Below are 13,292 nucleotides of genomic sequence, written 5' to 3'. Positions count from 1 at the left end.
CTTAGAAAACGGCGTTGTAGCTAACTGAGAAGGTGGTGCCTTTACCCTTGTAGGTAAATAACTCCGAGGCTGACAAGCTGCTATAAAGGATCTGTGCGCGCTGACTCCATAGGGTTTCGTAATCTTTGTTAAACAGATTTTGGATCCCAAAGTTAACTTGTCCCAGCGGCAGTGCGTAGTAGCCGTTTAGGTTTGCCAGTGAGTAACCATGAAGCTCGCTACCTTGATCATCACTGTAGTCGGCCAAGGTTTGCCATTGTAATTCAGCGCCGTAAGCTTGGTTGTCATAACCAAGGTTTAAGCTACCGTTAGAAGGACTCGCTTCTTCTGCCGCGAGTTTGTTCCAGGCACCATTGCTTTGGGTTTCGCTTTTGATTAAATGTGCTTGCAGACCGGTGTAGAAGTTATTGTCGAAGTAGTAGTTTGCCTGACCTTCAATACCATAAATTCGGCGTTGGTCATCGTTAACCACCACGGCTAGGGTACTTTTGTTGTAGGAGGTCGTTTTGTCGGAGATCGAATAGTAGCTGGCAACTTGTAGATCATAGTTACTGCTGGTTTTACGCCAACCAAGTTCAAAGGCATTGGTTTTTACGCCGCTGAGTCGATTGTCGGCCACATTAATGCTGTTGATTAAGTTTGGACCATCGCCATAGGTACCATCGTAGTTACCGTTCCCGTAATACTTCGCGGGATCGGGCAAGTTGAAACCTTGGCTGAAGTTAGCCCAAATTTGCTGCTGGTGGTCGATTTTATAGATGGCACTGAGATTAAATAGCAATTCATTATAATCACTTTTACCTCCTTTAATTACATCCGGATCGTTATACATCCCAATCGCTGACAGGTGTTGCTGTAAGAGGCCTACAATGTCACCGACTTCATGTTCGATGTGCTGATAGCGGAACCCACCCGACAGAGACCAATCGTTATTCACTTCCCACTTGGCTTGGGAAAATGCTGCGATATTGAGGGTGTCAATATCGGGGTAGCGCTGCAGGTTTTGGGTCTGTTTAAAGTTGAGACCGCCAGAAGCAAGTGCGGTATTGGCATCGTAAATTCGCTGTTTGGCGGAAAATGATTCTGATTCGGCATCGATGCCGTAGGTGAGCTGAACCTGGTCAAAGTCTTTCACCAATACCAGTTTGCCGCCTAATACATCGGTTTCTTGAAGAGACGCGCCATAGATCGGATAGCTATTGCCAGCTAAGGGGGAGCCGGTCACCCGATAAATAGAAGGAAAAGGAAAAAACTGCATCGACTCACTGCGGTAAAACAGTTGCGCCATCAGCGTTTGGCCCAGAATGTTGTGGTGCTGGTATTGACCATTCACCATGACCCGTTCGGTGGATGGCTGTTCTTCAAGGGACAAGCCTTGTTGCACCGAAATTAGATCTGGCCGACCAAAAATCCCGGCGAGATTTGGCCCTAAATAGGTGCCGTAGTCGCTATCTTGTTCGCTGTTGTAATATTGAGCACTCAACGACAGTAGTTGCTGGTTATCGGGTTCAAATTCAAGATTGCCCATGATGTCGATGCTTTGATTAAACTGTAAGTCAGTTTGGGTGATATCTGGCAAAATCATCTGACCGTTGGCATCATAGGCTGCGCCGCTATCTTGGTAGGCGGCAGATAAACGGCCGCGCAGTTTTTCTGAGCCGCCAGCCACACTGAGTGCCAGTTTTTTATTCTGGTCATCACTATTGTTAAACCCAGATGAACCCGCTAAGTTGAGCGCTACTTCAGCCGGGCCGACGCTGGCCTTCTTGGTAATAATATTGATGATACCGCCAGCGGCTCCCGCGCCGTAAATCGCGGTCGCGCCGGAGAGCACTTCTACATGAGCAATATTGAAAGGGTCGATACTGTCTAACTGGCGGCTAATGGCTCGAGTTGAGTTGAGTGACACACCATCGATCATCACTAATGCCGAGCGTCCCCGTAAGTTTTGACCGTAATTGGTTCGACCCTCACCGCCAAAGTCAAAACTTGGGATCAATCGACCGAGTGCGGTTTTTAAATCGGCGCCAGCGTTCACTTGGCGTTCAATTTGCTGCTGGTCAATCACCCACATGGTGGCTGCTACATCGGCGATTGCGGTATCGGTCCGACTGGCAGTGACCACCATCGTGTCCAGGTTGGTGACGGCTTGAGCACTTGAAGCCATTAACAATAATGCAATGGGGCTCAACTTGGCTGTTAAAGGCGTTAATTTGTTCATTCGATTCCTTGAACTAAAGTGACATCATTAAATAACTTGGGTGGCAGGGCGCAGGTATTGCTGGAGGCACAATACACAGGCCACCAGCCCAAGCGCGAATACCCAAATGGGCGTTAATAAGGGAATGCTGAAATACAAACAGCTGCTCGATACGGCGCTACCGACTAAGTAACCACTGCTATGAGCCCGCGACAAAGAGCCACTGCGTCGACTCCGTTCGCTCAAACTCGATGATTGGGACAGCGCTAACTGGCTGTACCAAACTGGGAAACCAGAAACTGCAAGGGTCAGGCTGGTTAGCCCTGCGAGTAATATCAGCCATGGTTGTTGTGCCCCGCTTGAGCTGAGGCCAACCGAGAGGCTAAGTAGCAGGCACCCAAGTGCTAAACACAGTAGTAAAATGGGGGCTAGTGGGCGTTGTTGTTTTGACCACCAGGGGATTAAAAGTAACTGAGAGATCAGTAAGGTGATGCTGATGTATAACAAGATGGAGGCGTATAAACTTGAGGCCTGTTCCCCTTGATAGCCTAAGTCGAGCAATAGTGGCAACAGGTAGAATTGTAGTGTGCTCACCAAGGCAGTCATCAATAGCGCACTGAGCAAAATTAGTTTCAGCTGATTGGGGCGGCGTCTGGTTTTGGCTTGTTCACGAGGGGACTTGCCTGAGTATGTCTGGAGGGGGAAATCTTTGGCAAAATCGACCTGATTTTCAGCCTTTTCGCACAGTTGCTTGATTAGTAAGGGTAGCACTAAAATCAGGGGGATCAGCAGTAAGTACTGCATGCTAAAAGGCAGTAATACTAAGCTTGGGCCGAGTAAGCGACCGAGAGTAATTGCGCCACTGGTTTTAGCGAGTTGGCCTAAGCCATTTTGTTTTGTAATCGCCAAATGGGTTTGCGCCAATATAATAAAAGCGCTGCTAAATAGCCCTAGCGCTAAGCGTGCCAGTGCCATTACCGGTAGCGAAGGCGTTGTTGGTATAAGCAAGGCGAAGTAAAACAACAGATTTGCAAGGATAAAGCCACTGATGGTGATGCGTGAACAGAAGCGGATCCCCAGTTTTGGCAGCCACTTGCCCCAAAGACCGCTTCCCAACCAAAAGCTAATTAAATTAACATTCACGACCGCCGCAATCAGTCCTAGACCCTGTTCCGATCCCTGCAAACCCTTTAATGCTGCAATGTTTGGCAACAAGGCGAGTAGCAGAGTTTGGTTTAATCCCAAAGCGATGAGTAAACAGCGATACAGCATTAACTTGTCAATCTTAATGATAATGGTTTGTATTATCATTGTTGATTTTAAGGTAGTTTGTCAATATATTGATGATGTTTTTAACAAATAAATTTCATTGTGTATTTAAAACAAAAAGCGAGTAGGGAACCACCATGACACAACACCGTGCTTGGCAATTAGCGAGTCAACAACTAGTCGCTAAGATATTGAGTGAGTTACATTTTGAGGAACGTTTAGCGTTTGAACCTCGGTCGCCAGCTGTGTGCGAAGGTCATGCTGTGGCGAGCAAGCTGACGAATTGGCGTCTGGTGACTACCTCGCGCCACTGGGATTTTCAGGCGAGCCAAAGCATTTGGGGCATGTTTATCATTACGCCTGATAGTATTCAATGCAGCGACGGTTTAGCGCCGAATGCAAGTCAGTTGTTGATTGATATTCAGTCGCAAATTCAAATTAACGATATTAATCTCGCAGGCCTATTAGAAGAAATTCAACAAACGCTATACAGCGATATGTTGCGCATTACTCAACTGCGAAACTTAGCCAGTGATGCGCTGGTGACTATGGATGAAACCTCTCGGCAACGTTATTTAGACGCGCACCCTAAGGCGATTGCCAATAAGGGGCGCTTGGGTTGGGGGGCTGCGGAGTTAGCGCTGTATTCGCCGGAATCAGGTCGGGCATTTCAACTCCATTATTTGGCGCTGAACAAGCAACATTGTGAGGTGGGTTTTGCCGAAGGTTTGAGTCCGCAGCGCTTGCTTGAAGAGGTGCTGGGGAGTGAAGCGTATCTGGCGTTGATTAATAAATTGCCCGCGAAGAATCGCGATCAGTTCTTGATTATGGCGGTTCATCCTTGGCAAATGTCGCGCTTTTTAGTTGGGCAGTTTGTCGAATGGTTTGCCAATGGCGACGCGATTGATTTGGGTCCTGTTACTGGTGATTGGCTGGCGCAGCAATCAATCCGTACCTTGAGCGCTGTTGACCCAAGGGGCCGTTATGACGTGAAAACGGCATTAACGATTTTAAATACCTCCTGTTACCGCGGTATTCCTGGCAAATTTATCGTGCAGGGGCCCAAGCTGTCGGCATGGTTGGCCCAGTTAACCATTCAAGATCCCTTGTTTGCTCAGCTGGGACTGAGGGTACAGCAAGAAGTTGCGGGGGTATTTTGCCCGCAGCCTTATCAGCAACAAGTCGCAGGAGGCAGCTATCGTTATCAAGAAATGCTCGGTTGTATTTGGCGTGAACGTGCCGAGAGTGTATTAAGTGAGCAGCAGCGTCCGATGTCAATGGCCACGTTGATGCAAACCGATAGTCAAGGCAAGGCGGCGATTGTTACCTTGATCGAACTCTCGGGCTTGAGCGCCGAAGCCTGGCTCAGAAAGCTGTTTAAGCATGTGGTGGTGCCGTTATATCATTTGATGTGTCGCTATGGAGTGGCCTTGGTGGCGCACGGTCAAAACATTACCTTGGCCTTGCAAGGCCATCAACCCGTTGGCTGCTTGATTAAAGATTTTCATGGCGACTTACGTCTGATAGATCAAGATTTCCCAGAACTTAATCGCTTGCCGCAGGCGATCCGCCAGAACTTGACCCGCTTGCCCGCCCATTACTTGATCCACGACTTATTAACGGGCCATTTTGTCACGGTATTGCGTTTTGTATCACCCAAGTTAATTAGCCTTGGGATTGATGAAACACAGTTTTATCGCTATTTAGCCGATGAAATCCGCAGCTATCAAGCGGCACACCCGCAGTTGCAGGAACGGTTTGAGATGTTTGATTTATTGAAACCCGAGATCGAGAAACTATGTGTGAATCGAGTGCGCTTTAAGATTGGCTACGGCGATAGTGAGCAACGACCATTGCCAGAAATTGGTCAGCCGATCACTAATCCGCTGTGTGTTTAATTTAATTTCTCAGACCGATCGCGGATTTAAAGCCATCGGTCTGGGCGTTTATTTTACGGCTTCGCAATCTGCAAATTCGCCTAATTAAAAATCATTTATTGTCTGTAATTCATTGTTTTATTTAATTAATTATTAATGGCATGATTTTGGCTATAACTCTCTTGAATTCAGACGGAGAGTGGCATGGGCGAATTATTACCAAGACTATATTTGATTGTAGATGCCTTATGGCGTCGACGTTATCTTATCGTCATGCCGATCCTGTTGATGCCCATTTGTGGTGTCTTAGTCTCGTTATTCTCCGCGAAGCAGTATGCTTCACATACCAGTATGTTGGTGCAAGAAACCGCTAGTTTAAATCCTTTTCTGGAAGATTTAGCGGTGTCGGCAAATCTAGAGGGCCGGATGGAAGCCCTGACGACCTTATTACATAGTCGGCATGTGTTAACTGAAGTGGCCATTGAACAAGGCTTGATGGTCGAGAGTGACAGTCCACAGCAAAAGCAGCAGGTGATTAACCGTTTATCGGCGGCGCTCACAGTGCGTCAAGTGGGCAAGGACTTAATTCGGATTGATTATCGCTCAGCGCATCCGCAGGGGATGCGTGAATTACTAGAAACCGTCTCTTCACATTTTATTGAGCAGTTACTCGCGCCAGAGCGTTCTTCCATTAAAGAATCAGAACGTTTTCTGCGGGAGCATTTAATGTCCAGTAGTTTTGCTTTAGAAGAGGCCGAAGAAGCCTTAGCGGATTACCGCACCCTGCATGCCGATGGTTTACCCGAGCAACATGCGGCTAATACCCAGCGTTTGTCGCAGATCCGTCAACGTTTGATTGAGCGAGAAGCAGAACTTGCTGGTGCAAAACAAAGCTTAGGCAGTATCGATCAGCAACTCTCTCGAACCAACCCCGTCCTCACTCGACTCGAAGAGCAGATCGTGATGAATCGTGCCGAGCTGGCCACCCTCATGTCGCGTTATACCCAAGGTCACTCCAAGGTACAAGCGCTGCAACGGGTATTGCGCCATCTCGAACAGGAGCGTGAGCAAGTCTTATCTTTACCTCTGTCCTCGATTTCGAACACGGATAGCTCGGCCTTATTACAGCAACAAATTTCCCTGACCGAATCCAATGGGGAGATGTTGATCGTGCAAGTTGAAGCCTTAATGATCGCTCGCCAGCGAGTCGATGCCCTCGCCGAAGAAGTCTCACAATTACGCAGTTTAGCGAGCTCGTTGCAGCAGCAAATTGGCTCAGTGGGTGAGCAAGAGAAACAACTGCGGATCCTTAATCGAAATCTCAAAGTCAAGCGTAGCCTGTATGAAAACATGCTGACACGTTACGAGATGGCCCAAGTGACGGGTGCTTTAGGGGTATTTGAACAATCTGATCGGATTAAAATTATCGATCGTGCTTTTACTCCCAGTGGGCCTTCAACGCTGCCAATGTGGTTGTTTGTGCTTGCTGGGCTGGTGGCTGGGATCGTGACTGGGTTCAGTTTAGCGCTATTGGCTGAACTGGCCGATCCCAGTTTACGCACCATTAAAGACATCGAAGATATCGCCGGGGTGACGGTGCTTAGCCGTATTCCACCACTGTCTCACTCGAATTAACAGCCTATTGTGCTTAAGAGGAACAACTTATGAGTATTTGGATCCAAGTGGTACAGCACCTACAGCCGGGTGGCATCGAAACCATGGCGCTCGATTTACAGCGTATGGAAGAGGCGCACGAGCAAGGGGTGATTATTTCCTTGGAAGGCACCAAGCAGCAGGCCTTGCAAGACTGGCCGCGACTGCGCCCCTACGCCAATCGCCTGATGTTTTTAAATAAGCAGCCGGGATTTCGCCTTAGCACCCTATGGAAGCTGGTGAAGCTGTTTCGTCGTTGGGCTGTACCCGTGGTGCATACTCACCACATCGGACCATTAATTTACGGCGGTATCGCAGCGCGTTTAGCCGGGGTGAAAGTGGTGATTCATACCGAACATGATGCCTGGCATCTGCGCCAGCAGCGGCGTCGTATGCTGCAATCCTTCGCGCTGAAATGGGTTCGGCCGATGATCGTCGCCGATGCCAATTTGGTGGCGAGTGAGCTGAAGTCGGCATTGGGGTTTAACGATGAACAAGTGCAAGTGATTAAAAACGGCGTTGATACTCACAGTTTCGCGGTGGGAGACAAACACTTAGCTCGCCAGCTGCTAGGTTTGCCAATACAGCCTCGATTGATTGGTTGTGCGGGTCGTTTAGAGCCAGAAAAAGGTCAGGCGGTATTGATTGAAGCCCTCAATAGTTTGCCCCAAGACGTACATTTGGTGTTTGCCGGCGATGGTAGCCAACGCCAGGCGCTACAACGTTTGGTGATGGCTCTGAAATTACAAGCGCGAGTGCATTTTCTTGGCGCCATCGAATCAATGCCGCAGTTTTATCAAGCGCTCGATTTGTTTTGTTTACCTTCTTATTTTGAAGGTTTGTCGTTGGTGATTCTCGAAGCGCAAGCCTGCGGCATTCCGGCAGTGGTGACCGATGTTGGGGCTTCAACCGAAGCCCTGTGTCCACGTACTGGCACTTTGGTGGAGCCCGGTTCAGCCTTTGCGATGGCGCAAGCCTTGGGGCAGCAATTGGCACTGAAAGTGACAGGCAATCCGCGCCAGTTCGTTAAACAGGTGGGCGATTTACGAACCACCGCCCGCAATTATGCAGCTTTACGTCATCGTTACTTATAGGAGCTTACTATGACCATTGTCACTTACTTGACTCTGATATCGATGTTTTTGGTCGTTTATCACCATGCGCTCTATCCCTTGTTGCTCAAGTTACTGAGTCAGTTGGCGGGTAAGACAGAACCACAGGAGCCAGTGGCGGTGGTTCGAAAATATCATCGCTCGCTTAACGATGAGCAATTGCCAAGCATTGAGTTGCTGATCCCTGCCTACAACGAGCAAGACTATGTCGCGGCAAAACTGATTAATTTGGCCACTCTGGATTATCCCGATGAGCGCTTAAGCATTAAAGTGGTGTGTGATGGCTGCAGCGATGCAACAGCGACGGTGGCTAGAGAAACCATCGCACAATTAGCATTTTGTAATTTTAGTTTCGAGGTTTGTGAGCAGCCGCAAAATAGCGGTAAGGTGGCGGTGCTCAATCAACACATCGCCCAAAGTGGTGCCGACATCGTGGCGCTGTCGGATGTCTCGGCGTTAATTTCGGTGGATGCGCTGCTGATTGCTGCCAGTCACTTTGCTCAGGATGATGTGGGAGTGGTGTGTGGTTATTATCACCTGTTAAGCCCCGGCTCAGTGGGCGAACAAGCGTACTGGAATTATCAGCGGCAGGTGAAACGTTGCGAAGCCGACATGGGGGCACCGCTGGGGGCTCACGGCGCTTTTTATCTGATTAAGCAGCGTTTATTTCGAGCGATGCCAGAAGATACTATAAATGATGATTTTGTGATCCCCATGGATATTGTGGCGCAGGGCTACCGAGCGGTATACGAGCCAAATATTCGCGCTTTAGAGTTAGAACACGCGGCCGACAGCCAGGATCGCAGCCGTAGGAAACGCATTGGCGCAGGCAATTTGCAACAGTTGATCCGGCTACGCCACATGTTGTTACCACGTTTCAAAGGGGTGGCTTTTACCTTTTTTTCAGGTAAGGCATTGCGGGTGACCATTCCATTTTTGATGTTAAGCAGCTTGCTTGGCTCAGTGCTGCTCGCCTCACATTCTCTGGTTTTTATGGCTTTACTGGCCTTACAGCTCAGTGCTTATTTGTTGGCTGCGTTGCCGAGGATGTTACCCATGTTAAAGTTTCCAGGGCCGATTGGCAGCTTGAATTACCTCGTCGAAGGACACTTTTCCAGCATGTTGGGTTGTATTGACTATGGCTACAAGAAGATTAAGAAACACTACTTTACTCACTTACTAAATCCTTGGGTGGTGGTCTTGAAACGCGGCTTCGATATGTTTGCGGCTAGTTTATTGTTGCTATTGGTGAGTCCCTTATTTCCTTTGATTGCCTTGGCCATCAAACTTGATAGCAAGGGGCCGGTGTTTTATCAACAAACGCGAGTGGGTTTAATCGCCGAGGATCGGGCCGTACTATTCTCGATTATTAAATTTCGCAGTATGCGCGCCGATGCCGAACAAGCCAGTGGCGCGGTATGGGCTACTAAACAAGATAGCCGGATCACGCGGGTAGGGCGCTGGCTGCGCAAGACTCGGCTCGATGAGTTGCCGCAGCTATGGAATGTGATCCGGGGGGATATGTCATTGGTGGGGCCTCGGCCGGAACGTCCGGCCTTTTATCAAACCCTGGAGCAGGCCATTCCGTTTTATAGCGAACGAACCGTGGGGCTCAAGCCGGGTATTACTGGTTTGGCTCAGGTGAATCTGCAATACGATTCCAGTATCGAAGATGTAAAGCAAAAACTTGCTTATGATCACCGTTACGCGCTTTCTTTAAGCCAGTGTAGTAGTTGGTTATATCAAGACTTGAGTGTATTAGTGAAAACCTTATGGGTGGTCGTTGCGGGGAGGGGCCAGTAAGGCAATTTTATTGCAGAACGCTCTGTGGGTGTAAGTCTGGATATTACTGGCTTGGCTTTGGTGGAGCTGCAATATGATTCCAGCATCGAAGATGTGAAGCAGAGCAAAGGGCTCGACAAGCTATGCAACTGAAAAGCTAAGTTATTTCAAGCTTGAACTATTGATAGCAAGTCGTGGTTTATAAAAGGCTTAAATATAGAAGGCTTCAACCGTTCCTTTGAGCGTGATGAGGATAGGTTGGCCGCGACGATCTAAGGCTTTAGGGGATGGGATTTTTACCCAGCCTTCACTAATGCAATATTCTTCAACATTATTGCGCTCTTTACCGTTCAATCGAATACCGATGTCGTGTTCGAAACACTCTGCTACATGATGTGGGCTGCGAGGGTTGCCTGCAAGGCGATCGGGTAAGGCTGGCTTTGAGTTTGTGTCGCTCATGTTTATGACCTGAAATAAATAAAAGTGGCTTATTGTAGACAATGCGAGACTGACGCTCAAGATTTTAGACAAATCGTTAAAGCAACAATTTGTCTGAGATTTGAAACGTGCTAAAGGCGAACAAATAACGAATAGTCGATCATGGTTCTGGTGTCTTTACTCGCTAGAAGCACCTATCGATGTCGACTTGATTTGCGGATCAGCTTGGTTCCTGTCGGAGGACAATAAAGTTTGATCGTTTCAGGTACATTGCGCGAGTCAAAGGTAGGAGTGTGACAATAAAGGTTGATCATATTCAAACACGTTTCTGCCCCGTTCTGTGTTAGCAACGGGGTAAAAGCTTTCGCCTACGGCGACATCATTAAGCTTCAACGAGCAAAGCTTAGCTAAGCAAAAAGAAAGCTCGCCCTGCATCTTCTTAAACCCTGCGTTGCTCATTCTCAAGGGCGTTGAAGTAAACACTACGCTCAAACAGACTTCAACTTTGCTCCCTTGTTCATTTGCGCTACTCGGCGAAGATGATGGGATTTAAAAGTGTAATCTTGGCTATCGAGAGTGTGAAAGGTTTTTGTTTTTAGAATGGGTGTCTGGTTTATTTCAGTCTCGTTTTTATCATTTAGTTTTGGATCGATCAGTTAGTGAGGGTTTCGCCCAGACGGCGATATACTAAGCTTGCTTGGCTAAAGCTTAGTATACAAAAGAAAGGCCACCCAGCATCTTCTTAGATCCTCCGTTGCTCACTCACAAGGGCGTTGAAGTAACTCGCTACGCTCAAACAGACTTCAACTTTGCTCCCTTGTTCATTTGCGCTACTCGGCGAAGATGATGGGATTTAAAAGCGTAATCTTGGCTACCGAGAGTGTGAAAGGTTTTTGTTTTTAGAATGGGTGTCTAGTTTATTCCTTTGACCGCTGCCCAGATACCTTAAGTACCGCTGATTTAAAGGCCTATTTTGCCCAACTCATTCGCTCCCATTCGTGGAGCACCGTGAAGCTAGACCGCTATCAAGTCTTCTTCTTGGTCTTGTATTCCATGGGGCTGCGTTTGAGTAGTTGGGGTGGGTGTCTTGTTTGACTTATTGAGCTTGCTTCAAAAGGAAATGACTTACTAACTATTTATAACGCGGTTAATAAAGTTAGAGATGCTTTGTCTGTAGGAAAGATGCAAAATGAACTGTTAGATATGCTCCCTAATATGACAGCGGAACAGATAGAGTTGTTACTACCAAGCTTGAAAGGAATGCCAGAGCCAATGATTCAAAAAGTGGCAGTTTTACAATTGAACAATTATCACGCAATTTGGCACCAAACAGGGGTTTCAATAATGTCTGCCGGAACCGATATTACTACAATGGTTTTAACTAACATGATACCGGTGGAGGGCGCTGTAGCTAGGGCACTCTTTGCATTAGAAATAGGAAATATGACATATGAATTATCAACGAGTGATTAAAACTACTTTATTTTGTATTGTTGTTGTTTTTATTTTTATAGTTAAAGCACATTCAGGTGATACAGAGTTAAATTTTATATCAATAGCGCCTTTGACGATGAATAATGAAAGCCATTTAGTTTTAAAGCAGAATGCATATAGTACCGAATATAACCAGGTTTGGTACTCTGTTTGGGATACTCGTGACAGTTCAATAGACGATGTTAAAGAGTACTCTGTATCTTTAATCAAATATTTAGATAAAGATTATGCAGTTGATGAATTTGAAAAACTTGTTGAGGTTGAAAATTTCAAGATTGCTGCAAGCTTAAATGAAGATGTTGAATTTTGTGGATATAGGCTTCAGAAATTAAAAGGTATGAAGGAAGACACAATATTCATTTATTTAGGTATGAATGGGAGTTACTTTATGATGATGGGTAAGAAAAAACTTGTTTTTAAAGCATTTGATATCAATAACTATTGTGACATTAATACTCCCGATTTCAGATAATAACTGCGACATTCATGGAAAGGTGTAGAAGAGGAAGCCAACTGCCGAAAGTGGTACGCTCTTCTCGCCAAAGAAACAAGCAGTACTACCATGAATTATCAGCAGTTGACCGAGTAGAAGAAATAGGACACCCAAGTCTTTTTGCGGTTTCTTTAATGCCACTGGTGGGCAAGGTCCAGTATATGGAGTTCCTGTGACTTTAGAAGTGATAACTACATCTTCATCACCGCAGCAACCTTCGATATCAGGAGGGCAAATAACTTTATCGTTAGGAACGCCGAAAATTGAGATTCATACTCAAACCGGTCAAGGTTCAGTACTGAGTGAATATGAATATAGGTATTAACAATTTCTATGAGAAATAAAACTACTATTTTGTTATCTTTGTTAGTTATCTTTGTTTTTATTTTTTTAATGCAAAAAGAATCTAATTGTGTAAATAACAAGAGCCTTGAGTTAGATTATTTGAAAATATCTATAGACGCGAAGTACTTAGTTTTTAATACATTAGGTGATTATTTTGATGGGAACGCTAGTGCGGAAGGAACTTTAGACTCTCTATCCATTAATTGCCTAAGCTCCGCAGTATTATCAAATCACTCTAGGGCTAGCGAAAAGTCATATGTATTAATCGAAGGCCAAGAAGGTTTTTACCTTATGAGATTTAGCCATTCGTCAAAAGGAGAGCAGTCATTCTTATCAGTCTTAGAGGTAAAGGGAGACAATAAAGTCGCAGGTTCTGGTCGAATTTACTCACTCGATTGTAACTTTCATAGCATCTTTCGATAAAAAAGAAAAGAAGGGAGAAAAAAAGCACAAAACAAAGGACACCCAAGTCTTTTTGGCAGCTCCCAACAGCACTTCTAGGCTTTAAATACACTCAACTCGAGCACGTGAACAGCAAATTTGTTTAGACCAACGAAAATAATAAGACATCTATCCCAATTGGCGATCAATGTAGGCCAATACAATCATCAATTGTCCCCCACATGCGG

General features: G+C 46.4%; 9 protein-coding genes. 6 read left to right on the top strand and 3 right to left on the bottom strand.

Going from position 1 to position 13,292, the window contains the following annotated elements; genetic code table 11:
* Position 1: 1 nt before the first annotated feature.
* Entirely contained in the window at positions 2–2,221 is a 2,220-nt protein-coding gene (locus ACRRS1_RS13680) for a TonB-dependent receptor (RefSeq protein ID WP_432467588.1), read from the bottom strand.
* A 27-nt stretch (positions 2,222–2,248) separates the two neighbouring features.
* Positions 2,249–3,511 carry an MFS transporter gene (locus tag ACRRS1_RS13675; protein WP_432467589.1) on the bottom strand — a complete coding sequence of 421 codons (1,263 nt, stop codon included), beginning with the start codon at positions 3,509–3,511 and terminating at the stop codon, positions 2,249–2,251.
* Between the two features lie 95 nt (positions 3,512–3,606).
* Between ACRRS1_RS13675 and ACRRS1_RS13670 the strand changes: the two genes are divergently transcribed.
* The 4 genes from ACRRS1_RS13670 (at position 3,607) to ACRRS1_RS13655 (ending at position 9,914) form a co-directional block, all read left to right on the top strand.
* Positions 3,607–5,367 (top strand): IucA/IucC family protein, encoded by a 1,761-nt coding sequence (locus ACRRS1_RS13670; RefSeq protein ID WP_432467590.1) that lies wholly within the window; start codon positions 3,607–3,609, stop codon positions 5,365–5,367.
* Between the two features lie 183 nt (positions 5,368–5,550).
* Positions 5,551–6,981 (top strand): Wzz/FepE/Etk N-terminal domain-containing protein, encoded by a 1,431-nt coding sequence (locus ACRRS1_RS13665; protein ID WP_432452616.1) that lies wholly within the window; start codon positions 5,551–5,553, stop codon positions 6,979–6,981.
* Between the two features lie 29 nt (positions 6,982–7,010).
* Positions 7,011–8,093 carry a glycosyltransferase gene (locus ACRRS1_RS13660; protein WP_432467591.1) on the top strand — a complete coding sequence of 361 codons (1,083 nt, stop codon included), beginning with the start codon at positions 7,011–7,013 and terminating at the stop codon, positions 8,091–8,093.
* 9 nt (positions 8,094–8,102) lie between these two features.
* Entirely contained in the window at positions 8,103–9,914 is a 1,812-nt protein-coding gene (locus ACRRS1_RS13655) for a sugar transferase (protein WP_432467592.1), read from the top strand.
* Positions 9,915–10,103: 189 nt separating this feature from the next.
* Here ACRRS1_RS13655 and ACRRS1_RS13650 read toward each other — a convergent pair whose 3' ends face one another.
* Positions 10,104–10,352 carry a DUF3297 family protein gene (locus tag ACRRS1_RS13650; RefSeq protein ID WP_432452620.1) on the bottom strand — a complete coding sequence of 83 codons (249 nt, stop codon included), beginning with the start codon at positions 10,350–10,352 and terminating at the stop codon, positions 10,104–10,106.
* Positions 10,353–11,513: 1,161 nt separating this feature from the next.
* On the opposite strand from ACRRS1_RS13650, the gene ACRRS1_RS13645 reads away from it, so the two are divergent.
* Positions 11,514–11,804 (top strand): hypothetical protein, encoded by a 291-nt coding sequence (locus ACRRS1_RS13645; RefSeq protein WP_432467593.1) that lies wholly within the window; start codon positions 11,514–11,516, stop codon positions 11,802–11,804.
* Entirely contained in the window at positions 11,782–12,297 is a 516-nt protein-coding gene (locus ACRRS1_RS13640) for a hypothetical protein (protein WP_432467594.1), read from the top strand. The genes ACRRS1_RS13645 and ACRRS1_RS13640 overlap by 23 nt, the downstream gene beginning before the upstream one ends.
* Positions 12,298–13,292: the final 995 nt, after the last annotated feature.

The organism is Agarivorans sp. Z349TD_8 (assembly GCF_050870825.2).
Classification (GTDB): domain Bacteria; phylum Pseudomonadota; class Gammaproteobacteria; order Enterobacterales; family Celerinatantimonadaceae; genus Agarivorans.
Note: the sequence above shows the minus strand (reverse complement) of the source record. Positions and strands in the feature narration are given on the sequence as shown.